The organism is Serratia sp. CY33525 (assembly GCF_052169115.1).
Classification (GTDB): Bacteria; Pseudomonadota; Gammaproteobacteria; order Enterobacterales; family Enterobacteriaceae; genus Serratia; species Serratia sarumanii.
The window spans coordinates 305328-321440 of record NZ_JBJNLK010000004.1; the positions used below are offsets into that span (position 1 = coordinate 305328).

Here is a 16113-nt window from a genome sequence, read left to right on the forward strand (position 1 = left end):
TTCGCGGCCGCCGCCGTTACCCCTGCGATACACACAACCTTATGCAGTAAGCCATGTACCGTTCACAGCGTTTACAGGAGTAATCGTGGCGAAGAATTATTATGACATCACGCTGGCCATGGCGGGTATCAGCCAGTCGGCGCGTTTGGTTCAGCAGCTGGCCCATGAAGGGCAATGCAACCGCGAAGCCTTTCAGACCTCGCTGAAAAGCCTGCTGCAGATGGACCCGCCCTCCACGCTGGCGGTGTTCGGCGGTGAAGAACGCAATTTGATGGTCGGCCTCGAAACCCTGATGGGCGTGCTTAACGCCAACAACAAAGGGCCGGGCGCGGAACTGACCCGCTACACCATCAGCCTGATGGTGCTGGAGCGCAAGCTCAACGCCAACAAACAGGCGATGAACACGCTCGGTGAACGCCTCAGCCAGCTCGAACGCCAGCTGGCGCACTTCGATCTTGAGTCGGACACCATCACCAGCGCGCTGGCCGGCATTTACGTTGACGTGGTCAGCCCGCTCGGGCCGCGCATCCAGGTGACCGGCTCGCCGGCTATCTTGCAGAACCCGCAGGTGCAGGCCAAGGTTCGCGCCACGCTGCTGGCCGGCATTCGCGCCGCCGTGCTGTGGCAACAGGTCGGCGGCAGCCGCCTGCAGTTAATGTTTTCCCGTAATCGTCTGTTCAAGCAGGCGCAAAATATCGTTGCTCATTGTTAATCGATCCCAGGAGTTGCTACCGATGGAATTATCCTCACTGACCGCCGTTTCCCCCGTTGATGGACGCTACGGTGATAAAGTCAGCGCACTGCGCCCCATTTTCAGCGAATACGGTCTGCTGAAATTCCGCGTACAGGTTGAAGTACGTTGGCTGCAAAAACTGGCGGCCTGCGCAGAAATCAAGGAAGTTCCCGCTTTTGACGCCGACGCAAACGCTTTCCTCGACAAAATCGTCGCGGAATTCAATGAAGAAGACGCTCAGCGCATCAAAACCATCGAGCGCACCACCAACCACGACGTGAAAGCGGTCGAGTATTTCCTGAAGGAAAAAGTGGCGGCGGTGCCTGCGCTGCACGCGGTGTCCGAGTTCATCCACTTCGCCTGCACCTCCGAAGACATCAACAACTTATCGCATGCGCTGATGCTGCAAAGCGCCCGTCAGGACGTGGTGCTGCCTTACTGGCGCAAGATCATCGACGCGCTGAAAGGGCTGGCGCTGGAATACCGCGATATTCCGCTGCTGTCGCGCACCCACGGCCAGCCGGCGACCCCGTCGACCGTCGGCAAAGAGTTCGCCAACGTGGCTTACCGCATGGAGCGCCAGTACCGCCAGCTGGAGCGCGTGGAGATCATGGGTAAAATCAACGGCGCGGTCGGCAACTACAACGCTCACATCGTCGCTTACCCGGAAGTGGACTGGCATCAGTTCAGCGAAGCGTTCGTGACCTCGCTCGGCATCACCTGGAACCCGTACACCACCCAGATCGAGCCGCATGACTACATCGCCGAGCTGTTCGACTGCGTAGCGCGTTTCAACACCATCCTGATCGACTTCGACCGCGACATCTGGGGCTACATCGCCCTGAACCACTTCAAGCAGAAGACCATCGCCGGCGAAATCGGTTCTTCCACCATGCCGCACAAGGTCAACCCGATCGACTTCGAAAACTCCGAAGGCAACCTGGGCCTGGCCAACGCCGTGCTGGGCCACCTGGCGGGCAAACTGCCGGTGTCCCGCTGGCAGCGCGACCTGACCGACTCCACCGTGCTGCGTAATCTGGGCGTAGGCCTGGGCTACGCGCTGATCGCCTATCAGGCCACCCTGAAAGGCATCAGCAAGCTGGAAGTGAACCAGGCGCACCTGCTGGACGAACTGGATCACAACTGGGAAGTGCTGGCCGAGCCGATCCAGACCGTGATGCGCCGCTACGGCATCGAGAAACCTTACGAGAAGCTGAAAGAGCTGACCCGCGGCAAGCGCGTGGATGCCGCCGGCATGCAGGCGTTCATCGATGGCCTGGCGCTGCCGGAAGAAGAGAAAACCCGTCTGAAGGCGATGACCCCGGCCAACTACATCGGCCGCGCCACCACCATGGTCGACGAGCTGAAATAAGCGCTTTAGCCTGACAACGACAAGGCGGCCTGCGGGCCGCCTTTTTCTTTGCTATTCGCCGCGCAGCACCTGCAGCCGGGCTATCTGCCGCCCCTGCGCATCGAAGTTGTCCGCACTCAGCCAGCGCGCCAGCGCCTGCCGCACCGTCGGCCAGCGGTCGGCGGTGATGGCGAACCAGTCGGTATCCCGGCTGCGCCCCTTGACGATCACCGCGAAGCGGAAGTTGCCCTCGTAGCGAAAGCCAAAGCGCAGCGCGGCCTGGCGGGACGGCGCGTTATGACTGTCGCACTTCCACTCGCAGCGGCGGTAGCCCAGCGTGTCGAAGGCATAGCGCAGCAGCAGCGCGATGGCTTCGGTGGCGCTGGAGCGCTGTTTCATCAACGGCGACCAGCTGACGTGGCCGATCTCCAGCACCCCGTTGGCTTCGTCGATGCGCATCAGCGCCACCGTGCCCACCGGCGCATCGCTGGCAGCGTCGAACACCGTCAGATTAACCAGCGCCGGGTTGGCCTGCAGCGTCTCCAGATGCTGCAACATCGCCGCCGGCGTATCGGGCCGTTCGATGGACAGATAGGTCCAGTCGCGGCCGTCCGGCGCCAGTTGAAACGCCTCGAACAGCGCGGCGTAATCCCGCTGCGGCTCGAGCGGCGCCAGCGAACAGAAACGCCCGCCGAGCGTCGCGCCGCCGGGGCGGCGAGCCGGCTGCCAATCCGGCATCGGTTCGCCAACCGGCTGACCATAACGATTCATTGCCATAAACGCCCTCCTGCGATTAACGGGAATAAACGATAAACGAGCTTCTTCTGCCGATTTTGTCGTACAGCGAACGCGCCGGCGCGTTGTACTCCTGGGTCATCCAGTAGACCCGATCGCTGCCGCGCGTCTCTGCCAAGCGGTACGCCTGTTCGAACAGCTTTTCCGACACCTTGTGGCCACGCGCCTGCGGCGACACATAGAGATCTTCGATATAACAATAGCCGACCGCGCTCCAGGTGGACGGATGGAACACCAGGTTCATCAGCCCGAGCAGTTGGCCATCGGCATCCTGTGCCACCAGCCCGTACACCTGTTCATCCTGCCCCAGGCGTTCGAAGGTGCGATCGGTCACCTGCGGCGCCACGTCGGCGCGGTAAAAATCGAGATAGCCCTGCCACAGCGCCAGCCATTGCGCTTTGTCGTCGCCATTGATTCTGCGAATAGTCACTTCAGGGTTGGATAGGTTCATAGCGCCTCACGGAGTAAGATGTTATTTCCATTAGGGAAATAACCGGATAGCGGCAGAATACACCGCGCGGCGACGGTACAATACGGACCAATTCAAAACGCAGAGCAGACCAATTTTAGCCGTCGCTTGCCACCGGCAGCGCGTTGAACACCTGCGCCAGCGTCGCGATAAAGCGCACGATCTCATCCGGCGTATAGGCCGAGAAGCCGAGCACCAGCGCCCCGCGCTGCGGCGTGCCGGTGTAGAAGTCCGCCAGGCCGTACAGCCGAATCCCCCGTTCGGCGGCCGCCGCCACCAGCCGCCGTTCCATCGCCGCATCCGCCAACGGGCACACCAACTGCAGCCCGCCCTGCGGCAACGCCGGGCGCGTCCAGGCCGCCAGGTGACGATGCACCGCGTCGTACAGCACGTTCAACCGCGCCTTGTACAACGTGCGCATATTGCGCAGATGCTCGGCGTAGCCGCCCTCGTGCAGGAAGTGGAACAGCGTCATCTGCGCCAGCGCCGACGTGTAGCCGTCCTGAAACTGCCTGGCGGCGACCAATGGCCGCACCAGCTGCGGCGGCGCAATCATGAAACCGATGCGCAGCCCCGGAAACAGCGTCTTGCTGAAGGTGCCGATGTACAGCGTGCGCCCGCCGCTGTCCAGCCCCTGCAATGCCGCCTTGGTTTGCCGGTCATAGTTGAACTCGGCGTCGTAGTCGTCTTCGATGATCCAGGCCCGCTGCCGCTGCGCCCACTGCAGCAGCGCCAGCCGCCGCTCGAGGCTCAGCGAATACCCCAGCGGGTAGTGATGGGACGGCGTGATGTAAACGCCCCGTCCGCCGCCCGAGGCCTGCATCAACTGCCCGACGTCCAATCCCTGCTCGTCGATGCCGATCGGCCGCGCCTGCAGCCCCGCCGACTGCACCAGCTTTTTCGCCCCCTGGTAACCCGGCTCTTCGACGAACACCGCATCGCCGGGATCGAACAGCACCTGCGTACACAGCGCCAACGCCTGCTGAGAGCTGGTCACCACGATCACCTGTTCCGCCGTCGCCTTCACGCCCCGCTCCCGCTGCAGATAGCGCGCGATCTCCGCGCGCAGCTCCGGCAACCCTTGCGGATCGGCATACCCCAACAGCCGCTCGCCGTGCCGCCGTAGCGCCTGCTTTTCCTGCTGCAGCCATTGCTCGATGGGAAACGCCCGCAGGTCCGCCAGCGAAGGCGTCAGCGAAGCCTGGCGGCTGGTGTGCGGCGTATGGCTGACCGCCAGCAGCGCCCGGCCGCGATCGCTCAGCTCGCGCTCCGCCAACCGCGCCTCTTGCCCTGCCGCCGTCGCCAGCAGTTCACGGCCGAGCAGCGTGTCGCAGCGATAACGCACAAAGCTGCCGCGCCCCACCGTTCGGCTGATGAACCCCTCCGCTTCCAGCCGCGCGTAGGTCTGTTCCACCGTGTCGCGCGCCACCGTCAGCCGGGCCGCCAACGCACGGCTCGGCGGCAGCTGCGTCCGCCAGGGCAGTTCTCCGGCGGCGATTAGTTGTAGCAGGGCCTGATGCAGCGCCGAACGCCGGGTCAGGCCTTGCCGCCGCTGCTGCGCGAAGGCGACCAGGATCGCCGCGTCGTCCGCGTGTCGTGGGGTATCGCTCATGGGGTATTTGTTTCTCCTGGCTCAGGGGGCCGACGCACTACTCTACCTCATTTCACCCCGACGGCGGCGGCAGTTGCGCTGCCCGGCGAAATCCCCTTAAATAAGCCATCGCATTGCGGCTACAGGACTTCCGTCGGCTATGAGCAAGGAGACCAACCAGCGTCTGCTGGACAAACTGCAGCAGGATCTGGCCAGCGCGGGCGCGATGCCGCTGTATTTGCGTTTCAACGCCTCGGTGCGCCAGGCCATCGAGCAGGGGTTGCTGAATGCGGGGGATTTTTTGCCCAGCGAGCGCCTGTTCACCGAACGGCTCGGCATCTCGCGCATCACGGTGCGCAAGGCGCTGGCCTGCCTCGAGCAGGACGGCATCATCGGCCGTTCGCGCGGCTACGGCACCTTTATCCAATCGCAGCGGCCCGAGCCGAAGCTGTTCTATTCATTGGCGGACGTCAAAGGATTCTCGCGCGAGGTGATACAGCAGGGGCGCCGGCCGGATACGCAGTGGATCAGCCGCGAACGGATACCCGCCGGCGCTGAGCTGGCTGAAAAGCTCCAGCTGGCGGCCGGAACGCCGATCTACCAACTCAAACGCATTCACCTGATCGATCGGCGGCCAATGTCGGTGGCGGTGTCCTACGTAGTGGTGACGGCAATTGCCAACGTCGACGAGATCGGCATCTCGCTGTACGATTACTTCCGGCGCAATAAGGTGGAGATGGGATCGCTGCGCAGCCAGGTCAGCGCCGCGATGGCCGACGACGATATCCGTCAGGCGCTGCGGCTCTCGGAGCCGATGCCGCTGCTGATCGTGCGCCAGACGCTGTTCGACCACCAAAAAAAGCCGATCGAATACAGTGAAAGCTTCTGCCGCAGCGACATGTACGAATTTACCAGCGAAAGCTGACCCGTTGCGTCACGCGGCGGCTTACGACTCGCCCTGCCGGCGGCGGCGAAAACGCGCGAACGCCTGAACATAAGCCCCGATATCCAGCGGATTCACCCGTTTTAACTCCGCCAGCAGCCCCGGCTCAATCGCCTCGGCGCCGTGCAGCGCGCCGCAAATCGCGGTGGCCATCGCGCCGATGGTGTCGGTATCGCCGCCCAGGTTGGCGCACAGCACGGCGCACCGGGTAGGATCGGTTTGCGCCAGCTGCACCATCGCCAGCGCTGCGGGCACCGACTCGATGGTGCTCACCCCGGCGCCGATCAGCTGATACACCCGCTCGGAGGCCTGCTCGGTGCCGGTGGCTTCATCCACCACCTGAAACGCCAGTTCGATGCGCGCCGCCAGCGAAGGGCTGAACGTCGTCTCCTGCCGGCGCTGGGCATACTCCGCCACCCCCGGCAACGCCAGGCGAATGGAGGCCCAGTCAGCCCCTTCCACCGCCCGCGCCACGGCCCAGGCGATCGCCACCGCACCGGCGACGGCGATGTCGGATTTGTGCGTCGGGCTGCAGGCCAGCCACACCTGTCGGCAGAAGTCCTCCAGCGGCGCGGAAGGCAACACGCAGCCCAAAGGCGAAATGCGCATCGCCGCACCGTTGGTGATGCCGTTGTTTTCCAACTCGGCGATCGGCGTGCCCGCTTTTTGCTCGCTCAGCGCCAGTTTGGAACTGGGGCCGAGAATGTTCTTGTTGAAAGCGTCAAAACAGTCCACCCAGCGGATCACGTTGCGGGCGATCAGCTCCGGCACCACCTCGCCTTGCGCCTCCACCAGCGCATCGGCCAACGCCAATGCCATCGCGGTATCGTCGGTATATTGCCCGGCCTTGAAATAACAGGCGGCGGTGTTCTCCGCCGGCCCGTCGAGAAAGCCGTCTATCCAGCCGAAGTGGCGCTTAACCCGCTCGCGCGGCCACAGCTCGGAAGGCATGCCGAGCGCGTCGCCCAGCATCTGTCCGTAAAGTGCGCCCGCTATGCGTTCCGCCTGGGTTAACTGCTTCATCCGTCGCTCCTGAGAAAATGTGCCGATGCCTCAATAATACCTTATTAGTACCTTTAAAGCTTATCAAGCGCCCCGGCTCACACGTTCTTTCCGCGGGCAATGCCCGGCGCGTTTAAGTTGCGTTTAACGTCGCCCCGCCGCTGTTTATCCGACGTTTATCAGAACTTGTCGATAATGTCGGCGAACAAATTGATAACGCTTATTTTAATACATTGCTTCGGCTCTCTTGCGAGCCGGGCGGGTTATACCTACCATAGCCTCAGCACTTTTTGTCAACATGGTTCAGGTGGCCGCGTTATCCCCTGACACGCCGCAGAGCGTGTTCCCTTTTTATCGCGTGGGTGACAGGACGTTCACCCGCATAGTCACAGGAGTTCGCCATGCGAGTACTGGTTGTTGAAGATAATGGTCTGCTGCGCCACCACCTTTCCGTTCAGATGCGCGAGATGGGCCATCAGGTCGACGCGGCCGAAGACGCCAAGGAAGCCGATTACTTCCTGCAAGAGCACGCGCCGGATATCGCCATCGTCGATCTCGGCCTGCCGGGTGAAGACGGCCTGAGCCTGATCCGCCGCTGGCGCGCGCACCAGGCCAAGCTGCCGATCCTGGTGCTGACCGCCCGCGAAAGCTGGCAGGACAAAGTGGCGGTGCTGGAAGCCGGCGCCGACGACTATGTCACCAAGCCGTTCCACCTGGAAGAAGTGATCGCCCGCATGCAGGCGCTGATGCGCCGCAACAGCGGCCTGGCTTCGCAGGTGATCGTGCTGCCGCCGTTCCAGATCGATCTGTCGCGCCGCGAACTGAGCGTCAACGATCGGCAAATCAAACTGACCGCCTTTGAATACACCATCATCGAAACCCTGATCCGCAACGCCGGCAAGGTGGTGAGCAAGGATTCGTTGATGCTGCAGCTCTACCCGGACGCCGAGCTGCGCGAAAGCCACACCATCGACGTGCTGATGGGCCGCTTGCGTAAAAAAGTGCAAGCGGAATACCCGCATGAAGTGATCACCACGGTACGTGGCCAGGGCTATCGTTTTGACGCGAAGTGAACATAATGTTCAACAAGAATAAAAAACCGTTTTCGCTGCGTGCCCGCTTCCTGATGGCGACCGCCGGGGTGATCCTGGCGCTGTCGCTCTCTTACGGTTTGGTGGCGGTCGTCGGCTATATCGTCAGCTTCGACAAAACCGCCTTCCGCCTGCTGCGCGGCGAGAGCAACCTGTTCTTCAGTCTGGCGCAGTGGAAAGACAACAAGCTCACCATCGCCATTCCCCCCGATATCGATCTCAACTTCCCGACGCTGGTATTTATCTACGACGATAAAGGCAACCTGCTGTGGAGCCAGCGCAAGGTGCCGGAGCTGGAGAAGCTGATCAACAAGGAATGGCTGGAGGAGTCCGGCTTTTACGAAATCGACACCGACACCCGCGTCAGTAGCGAAGTGCTGGGGGACAACCCCAAAGCGCAGGATCAGCTGAAGAATTACGACGATACCGATCAGAACGCGCTGACCCACTCGGTGGCGGTCAATACCTATGCCGCCACGCCTCGCCTGCCGGCGCTGACCATCGTGGTGGTCGACAGCATTCCGCAGGAGCTGCAGCGATCTGACGTGGTGTGGGAGTGGTTCAGCTACGTGCTGTTGGCCAACCTGCTGCTGGTGGTGCCGCTGCTGTGGCTGGCGGCCTACTGGAGCCTGCGGCCGATCAAGGCGCTGGTCAATCAGGTGGGCGAGCTGGAGAACGGCGAACGCGATCAGCTGGATGAGAACCCGCCCAGCGAGCTGCGCGGGCTGGTGCGCAATCTGAACATTCTGGTGCGCAACGAACGCCAGCGCTACACCAAGTACCGCACTACCCTGTCGGATTTGACCCACAGCCTGAAAACGCCGCTGGCGGTGCTGCAAAGCACCCTGCGCTCACTGCGCAGCGGCAAACAGACCACCATCGAAGAAGCCGAGCCGATCATGCTGGATCAGATCGGGCGCATCTCGCAGCAAATCGGTTACTACCTGCACCGAGCCAGCATCAACTCCGGCCAGACGGTGCTGACGCGCGAGATCCATTCGGTGCCGGCGCTGCTCGACAGCCTGGTGGTGGCGCTGAATAAGGTTTATCAGCGCAAAGGGGTGGTGATCACGCTGGACATCTCGCCGGAAGTGACCTTTATGGGCGAGAAAAACGACTTTATGGAAGTGATGGGCAACGTGTTGGAAAACGCCTGCAAATACTGCCTGGAGTTCGTGGAGATCACCTCACTGCACTCCGAGAAAAACCTCACCATCGTTATCGACGACGACGGCCCGGGGATCCCGGAAAGCAAGCGCCAGCTGATCTTCCAGCGCGGCCAGCGGGTGGATACCCTGCGCCCCGGCCAGGGCCTGGGTTTGTCGGTGGCGGCGGAGATCATCGAGCAGTACGACGGCGAAATCGTCATCAGCGACAGCCCGCTCGGCGGCGCGCGCATGCAGGTCACCTTCGCCCGCCAGCACGACACCCACCACAACGAGTAAATTATGCCGCTGCGGCCCCGATCCACGGGGCCAAACTTCCGTTATAATCGCACACAGGCTCACTCCTCTCTCCTGGAATAGAACATGGATTATCAATTAGACCTGGACTGGAACGATTTTTTGCAACGTTATTGGCAAAAGCGTCCGGTGATTCTGAAGCGCGGCTTCAAAAACTTTATCGATCCGATCTCCCCGGATGAGCTGGCCGGGCTGGCGATGGAAAACGAAGTGGACAGCCGCCTGGTCAGCCACCAGGACGGCCGTTGGCAGGTCGCGCACGGCCCCTTCGAGAGCTTCGATCACCTGAGCGAAAACAACTGGTCGCTGCTGGTGCAGGCGGTGGACCACTGGCATGAGCCTTCCGCGGCGCTGATGCGCCCGTTCCGCCAGCTGCCGGACTGGCGGATGGATGACCTGATGATCTCCTTCTCGGTACCGGGCGGCGGCGTCGGCCCGCATCTCGATCAGTACGACGTGTTCATCATTCAGGGCACCGGCCGCCGCCGCTGGCGCGTCGGGGAAAAAACGCCGCTGAAACAGCACTGCCCGCACCCGGATCTGCTGCAGGTGGAGCCGTTCGACGCCATCATCGACGAAGAGATGGAGCCGGGCGACATTCTCTACATTCCGCCGGGCTTCCCGCATGAAGGCTACGCGCTAGAAAACGCGCTCAACTATTCGGTGGGCTTCCGCGCGCCGAACGGCCGCGAGCTGGTGAGCGGCTTCGCCGACTACGTGCTGGCGCGCGAGCTGGGCAGCAAACGCTACGGCGATCCGGACGTTAAACTGCGCGAACACCCGGCGGAGATCCTGCCGCAGGAAGTGGACGCCTTACGGCAGATGATGCTGGATCTGGTGCAACAGCCGGAACACTTCCAGCACTGGTTCGGCGAGTTTATCTCCCAGTCGCGCCACGAGCTGGATCTGGCGCCGCCGGAGCCGCCGTATCAGGCCGGGGAAATCTACGAGCTGCTGCAGCAGGGTGAAGCGCTGCAGCGCCTGGGCGGGTTGCGCGTGCTGCGCGTCGGCGATCGCTGCTTCGTCAACGGCGAGCTGATCGACACCGACCAGCTGCAGGCCGCAGACGCCCTGTGCCAGCACTTCAGCGTCGACGCCGCCCTGCTCGGCGACGCGGTAGACGACCCGTCGTTCCTGGCGCTGCTGACCGCACTGGTCAACAGCGGCTATTGGTACTTTAACGACTGAGTTCTCGGGGCCGTGGTTCCTGTTGTACATAATACCGGCCCGCTTAGGCGGGCCTTTTCTTTGGGGGTAAAAAGTTGGCAACACTTCGACACATGAAAACAAAATATTAATAGTTGTGAAACCTAAACGAAATAATATTAACCTACCTTTTTAACACATTAACGAAATTTCATGGACGATGAAAAATGGAAAATTACGTAATACAAGGAAAGGTCATTAAATTACTACGTATGGACTACCCCAAAGTTAATCATTTTCATACGGATACACGCTTACTTTTAGACAGAACACAAGTATTGATTCAGAATACATCCTTTGAATACAGGCAGTTACTGGAAAATGCAAACCAGGTAATTGAGGATAAAAGGATCCAACCATTACAGCATCGCTTAAGCGCCTATGTGGATCTCGATATATTCCCCAGCGAAAACTCAACAAGCCAGAACGAAGCCATCTTCTATCATCAGTTTTACCCCACTCTTTCCGACATCGTTAACAATAACCTATCATTTATCCAATTCATTGAAAAAATAGGAAGTGAAATAACGAGACGCTCGATCCCCTTTAGGAAAGCAAATATAAGAACTGTCCCCGATAAGGATGGCAGCTACACTGAATTCATTGATATTTCACTATTAAGCGAATCACTCTCCAACCTGCGAGAGTACGCAAAGGGAAATAGCGATGATAACAAATTACTTCATGCTATCATTTTCGCAGTCATGTTTATGCATATCCACCCTCTGCAAGATGGGAATGGACGCGCCGCCAGAATCCTTTTTAATCTCATGTTACAAATAAAGCCGCTTAGCTACCTCCCTCTTACTGAGCTTTGTCATTTTGCACGTAGTGGTTATGTACTTAGCTTACGCGAAGCCTTTTTATTTTCCGAATGGGACAATATTATTAAGTTTTATTGTAATTGCATCCACCTGCTTTACGGCTCTGCAACGAGTGAGTTAACTAGCATGCAGTAAAAATTGCATGCTACTTAGCTAATTTAATGACAATGGAGTATTTATGTTAACTGAAAAAGACATTCTGTTAATCAAGACAACCACCATGACCGATACTCAGGTCGATAAAATCAGTACGCAGCGATAACTGAGCTTGGCATGAAATAGAATTTGTTTATCAAATAATTTTCAAGAGTATGGTGTGGGCCCGCATCATACTGTAAAGAAGATTAAAGGTAAAAAGATGGAAAAAATACTATTTTTATTGAAATATTTTAACAAATCATCAAGTTACACAGTAAAACGTCAATTTTACACTTTGATTTTAATCTCGGTGATCGCCACATTTTTATTTTCTGTACAACCGGTAATTATGGCTTACCTAATTAATGCCATTGAGGAAAAGGAATTCAGTTTATCTCTTTCCATCATTACCCTTGCTATCAGTTATATCGCCATTATGAGCATGCGAAAGCTCTCTTCAGCATTAAACTTCATATTAATCACATCGCTACGTAACAATATCGTGATCAACATGACTGATAATTATTTTAAAAGCCTTTTCAATTTGAAAGAAGTAAATAGCCATGAAAATACGGGAGATATCACCCAACGTTTAAATCAGGCTATAGATGAATTGACAATTTTACTGAGGAATATCTCACACAACCTACTCCCCCCTCTATTCCAGCTAGGATTCAGCATTTCAATTATTTTATTATCCGGAGACTACCTCGTATCATCACTATTCTTAATTTATTTTATCCTTTACCTTCACACTAAGAAAAAGTTCAACAAAAAAATCTCTGAACTTTACTCTGATTTTTACTCTACCTCGGTAAAAAAATACAGCATCATCACTGACAGCGTTAAGAACATGGAGGCTGCCAGAGTTTGCAATACATATGATTTTTTATTTAACAGATACAAAACACTCCTTAACAAGATTGAAGATAAGCATGAGGCATTACTCAAAACAGACTTCAAACTCTTACTTATTGAAGCATTACTAAGTATCTTTTTCTTCGGCTCATCGTTTTTACTTTCTCTTTATTTTGTTATAAGCAAGGGGATTACCTTAGGTCACTTTGTCATGATAGCCTCTTACATCATGTTATTGGCGACTCCCTTAGAGAACATCGGTTCCATGTATACGGCGATGCAAAAGTCCACAGCATCCTTATATACATTTATTACATCAATCAAGCCGCCGACAACTCAAAACTCACACACCACCGATTTACAAGACACGGCAGCTTCGATCACGCTAAGAGATGTGCAATATTCATATGATAAAAACGGGACATATGCCATTAAAAATATGAACATTGAATTCTCGCACGCTGGCTTTTTCACTTTAACGGGACCTAGCGGAGCAGGAAAAAGCACGTTAGCAAAATTGATTTCAGGTGAACTGGAACCTGATGCGGGAAGGATATATTTAAACAGCAGTGAAATAAATGCACTCTCAATTAAGCAGCGGGCTGAAATAATTTTCCACGTCGCTCAAAATGACTATATATTTATGGATACACTCCGATTTAACCTGCAAATTGCGTGCCCAGATGCCTCTGATGAAAAACTCCTTATGGCTTTGAAGCACGCACAGCTCAATGACCTTCCACTTAATAACTCAACCTCGTTATTGGATCTCAGAATTGGCGACAATGGCATGACATTATCCGGAGGGCAGCGCCAGCGATTATCTTTGGCTCGACTGTTTTTACGTCAACCTAAAATCATTATTTTGGATGAAGTGACTTCATCTCTTGATATCATTAATGAAAGAGAGGTACTGGAAAACATCAAAGCCGCTTATCCATCTTCTATCGTGATTAATATCAGCCATCGACGTTCCACCTTCGATTACTCAGATGAAATCATCGTGCTGGATCAACAAGGCATTGCAGATAGGGGGGAGCTGTCCTCATTGGCTGATAGAAACATCTATATTCAATCCATTCTGCATAAAAATACATTGGACGCCGCTGTCTGAAAGAATCAATACCAAACGCCCCGACAGCATCAGTAGCGTAACCAGGCTCGTCATCCAATGTACCAATCATAAAGTTTTTATCCCTGGCGCGCCTGCGCGCGGTAATCCGCCAGTTCCCCCGCCGTCATGCCCGCCTTTTCCGCCGCCGCGCAAATCTGCCGCCAGGTATTGGCATCGATCGGGATGCCCTGCTCCAGCCGCGCCGCGCGGTTGGCCTCCTCCCACTCTCCCGGCACCGCGATCGGCTGTTCGCCGCTCGGCGGCGAAGCCTTCACCCAGCCGATAAAGGCTTCGGCCTCGGCCTGCATTTGCGGCGCGTCAAAGGCCTGAGGATCGAGGATCAGGGTGGTCATGCAGTTGAAGATGGCGTCGCTGTCGGCTTTCAGCGTGGCGGCGTGGGTGGTGCGGCCGCCGGAGAGCGCGCCGCCGAGGATCTCGCACATCGCCGCCAGCGCATAGCCTTTGTGCAAGCCGAACGGCAGCAGTGAACCGAACGGCGCTTCGTGCATCACCTTCGGTTCGGTGGTGGGGTGCCCGCATTCGTCGATCAGATAGCCCGGCGCCACCGACAGCCCTTTGTTATAGGCCACCCGGGTTTTGCCGAAGGCGATACCGCTGGTGGCAAAATCCAACAGCAGCGGCGTGCGGCCCGGCCGCGGGAAAATGGCGCAGAACGGGTTGGTGCCGAAGCGGCGATCGCTGCCGCCGAACGGCGCCACCATCGGATCGCCCACCACGTTGACGAAGTGAATCGAGATAAAACCGGCGCGGGCGCACTGCTCCGCCCAATGGCCGATGCGGCCAATATGGTGCGCGTTGTGCAGCGCCACCGCCGCCAGGCCCAGCTTGCCGGCACGTTCGATGCCCAGCGCCATTGCTTCGCTGGCCACCACCTGACCGAAACCGCGCGCACCGTCGAGCGTCAGCACCGCGCCGGCGTCGCGCACCACTTCGGCGTGCTGATTGAGCTGCAATTGCCCCTGCGCCAACGACGCCATGTAGCTGGGGATCATGCCGACGCCGTGTGAGTCGTGCCCGGCCAGATTGGCCTGCACCAGATGATCGGCCACCAGCTCGGCTTCGCGCGCCGTACTGCCGGCCTGGCGCCAAATCGCCTGAACGAACTGCGCCAAATGCGGGCTGGCGATACGGTATTCGGTGCTCATCATGCGGTCCTTATGCGTGGGAAATGAGCTTCCACACTATGAGCAACGCCTTGTTGCGGCAAGCGATTATGCCGATCGCAAGCGTCCCGTTTACCGCGCCCGCTCGGCGGCCAGCGCCGCGATGCGCATGATCACCGCCACCGCTTGCTCCATGCCTTCCAGCGTCACGAACTCGTGCTTGCCGTGGTAGTTGTAGCCGCCGGTGAACAGGTTCGGGCACGGCAGGCCGCGGAACGACAGCTGCGCGCCGTCGGTGCCGCCGCGGATCGGCTTCATCACCGGTTCGATGTCGCAGTCGCGCATCGCCTGCTGCGCCAGCGCAATCACGTGCGGGTGCTCCGCCACCTGTTCGCGCATGTTGTAATAGCTGTCTTCGATGCTCACTTCGATATAGCAATCGCGCGGCAGGCCTTTGCCGACCTCGCGGGCGATGTCCACCATCTTGCGCTTGCGCGCTTCAAACCCCTCGCGCTCGAAGTCGCGCAGGATATAGTGCATTTCGGCGCGCTCAACGCTGCCCTTGATGCTGCTGAGGTGATAAAAGCCCTGGTAGCCTTCGGTGGTCTCCGGCGCTTCGTCCGCCGGCAGCGCCTGATGAATGCGGGTGGCCAGCGACAGCGCGTTGACCATCACGCCCTTGGCGCTGCCGGGGTGCACGCTGTTGCCGAGGATTTTGATCGTCACCGAGGCGGCGTTGAAGTTCTCGCACTCCAGCTCGCCGACCCCGCCGCCGTCCACGGTATAAGCCCATTCGGCATTGAAGGCCACCACGTCGAACAGCTGCGCCCCCTTGCCTACCTCCTCGTCCGGGGTGAAGGCTACGCGGATGTCGCCATGCGGGATTTTGCGCGCGCGCAGGCGCACCATGGCGGTGAGGATCTCGGCGATGCCGGCCTTGTCGTCGGCGCCCAGCAGCGTTTTGCCGTCGGTGGTGATCAGGGTTTGCCCCAGCATCTGGTGCAGGATCGGGAACATCACCGGCGACAGCACTTCATCGCCGATGCCGAGCGCGATGTCGCCGCCGCGATAGTTCTCGACGATCTGCGGATTGACGTGTTTGCCGCTGAAATCCGGCGAGGTATCCAGATGGGCGATAAAACCGACCGCCGGCACCGGCCAGGCGACGTTGCCCGGCCAGGTGCCCATCACGCAGCCGTGTTCGCTGAGCGACACCCGCTCGAAGCCGAGCGCGATCATTTCCTGCTGCAACGCACGCGCCAGCTTCAACTGCCCGTCGGTGCTCGGCACATGCTTTACGTTCGCTTTGGACTGGGTGTCGAAAGAGACGTAGTTGAAAAAGCGGTCAAGTAATTTGTCCATGGTAGCGGCCCCTCAGAATATCGCGTTTCATTATGCGGAACCGATCAGG

The 16113-nt window shown here is 58.2% G+C and carries 14 protein-coding genes; 8 read left to right on the forward strand and 6 right to left on the reverse strand.

Annotated elements, in window-relative coordinates:
• The first annotated feature begins 85 nt into the window (after positions 1-85).
• Entirely contained in the window at positions 86-712 is a 627-nt protein-coding gene (gene hflD, locus ACJ8IM_RS12865) for a high frequency lysogenization protein HflD (protein WP_033653868.1), read from the forward strand.
• Between the two features lie 22 nt (positions 713-734).
• Entirely contained in the window at positions 735-2105 is a 1371-nt protein-coding gene (purB, locus tag ACJ8IM_RS12870; RefSeq protein WP_033638215.1) for an adenylosuccinate lyase, read from the forward strand.
• Between the two features lie 51 nt (positions 2106-2156).
• Here the strand turns inward: purB and ACJ8IM_RS12875 are convergent, their stop codons facing one another.
• From ACJ8IM_RS12875 to pdxR, 3 genes are all read right to left on the reverse strand, one after another.
• Positions 2157-2861: a GNAT family N-acetyltransferase gene (locus ACJ8IM_RS12875; protein ID WP_033646373.1), complete on the reverse strand. Its 705-nt coding sequence runs from the start codon at positions 2859-2861 to the stop codon at positions 2157-2159.
• Positions 2862-2877: 16 nt separating this feature from the next.
• The gene (locus tag ACJ8IM_RS12880; protein ID WP_033646374.1) at positions 2878-3330 is read right to left on the reverse strand and encodes a GNAT family N-acetyltransferase; all 453 of its coding nucleotides are present in this window, start codon (positions 3328-3330) and stop codon (positions 2878-2880) included.
• A 115-nt stretch (positions 3331-3445) separates the two neighbouring features.
• Positions 3446-4960: a MocR-like pyridoxine biosynthesis transcription factor PdxR gene (gene pdxR / locus ACJ8IM_RS12885; protein ID WP_101455826.1), complete on the reverse strand. Its 1515-nt coding sequence runs from the start codon at positions 4958-4960 to the stop codon at positions 3446-3448.
• Positions 4961-5099: 139 nt separating this feature from the next.
• On the opposite strand from pdxR, the gene ACJ8IM_RS12890 reads away from it, so the two are divergent.
• Positions 5100-5864, forward strand: a complete 765-nt coding sequence (locus ACJ8IM_RS12890; RefSeq protein ID WP_048321479.1) for a GntR family transcriptional regulator — start codon at positions 5100-5102, stop codon at positions 5862-5864.
• A gap of 21 nt (positions 5865-5885) precedes the next feature.
• Here ACJ8IM_RS12890 and ACJ8IM_RS12895 read toward each other — a convergent pair whose 3' ends face one another.
• Entirely contained in the window at positions 5886-6905 is a 1020-nt protein-coding gene (locus ACJ8IM_RS12895) for an ADP-ribosylglycohydrolase family protein (RefSeq protein WP_101455824.1), read from the reverse strand.
• Positions 6906-7285: 380 nt separating this feature from the next.
• Here ACJ8IM_RS12895 and phoP point away from each other — a divergent pair, with 380 nt between their 5' ends.
• The 5 genes from phoP to ACJ8IM_RS12920 all read left to right on the forward strand — a co-directional run bounded on the left by phoP (position 7286) and on the right by ACJ8IM_RS12920 (position 13578).
• Entirely contained in the window at positions 7286-7957 is a 672-nt protein-coding gene (phoP, locus tag ACJ8IM_RS12900; RefSeq protein ID WP_033638204.1) for a two-component system response regulator PhoP, read from the forward strand.
• 5 nt (positions 7958-7962) lie between these two features.
• On the forward strand, positions 7963-9420 hold the full coding sequence (gene phoQ, locus ACJ8IM_RS12905) for a two-component system sensor histidine kinase PhoQ (protein ID WP_033638202.1): 1458 nt from the start codon (positions 7963-7965) through the stop codon (positions 9418-9420).
• 84 nt (positions 9421-9504) lie between these two features.
• Positions 9505-10626, forward strand: a complete 1122-nt coding sequence (locus tag ACJ8IM_RS12910; protein ID WP_004941161.1) for a ribosomal protein uL16 3-hydroxylase — start codon at positions 9505-9507, stop codon at positions 10624-10626.
• 185 nt (positions 10627-10811) lie between these two features.
• Positions 10812-11603 carry a Fic family protein gene (locus ACJ8IM_RS12915; protein ID WP_101455823.1) on the forward strand — a complete coding sequence of 264 codons (792 nt, stop codon included), beginning with the start codon at positions 10812-10814 and terminating at the stop codon, positions 11601-11603.
• 181 nt (positions 11604-11784) lie between these two features.
• A complete protein-coding gene (locus ACJ8IM_RS12920) occupies positions 11785-13578 on the forward strand; it encodes an ATP-binding cassette domain-containing protein (protein ID WP_229601707.1) in 1794 nt (597 codons plus the stop codon).
• 77 nt (positions 13579-13655) lie between these two features.
• Here ACJ8IM_RS12920 and ACJ8IM_RS12925 read toward each other — a convergent pair whose 3' ends face one another.
• On the reverse strand, positions 13656-14744 hold the full coding sequence (locus ACJ8IM_RS12925; protein WP_033653935.1) for a malate/lactate/ureidoglycolate dehydrogenase: 1089 nt from the start codon (positions 14742-14744) through the stop codon (positions 13656-13658).
• Positions 14745-14834: 90 nt separating this feature from the next.
• Positions 14835-16064 (reverse strand): peptidase T, encoded by a 1230-nt coding sequence (pepT, locus tag ACJ8IM_RS12930; RefSeq protein ID WP_033653863.1) that lies wholly within the window; start codon positions 16062-16064, stop codon positions 14835-14837.
• Positions 16065-16113 lie beyond the last annotated feature (49 nt).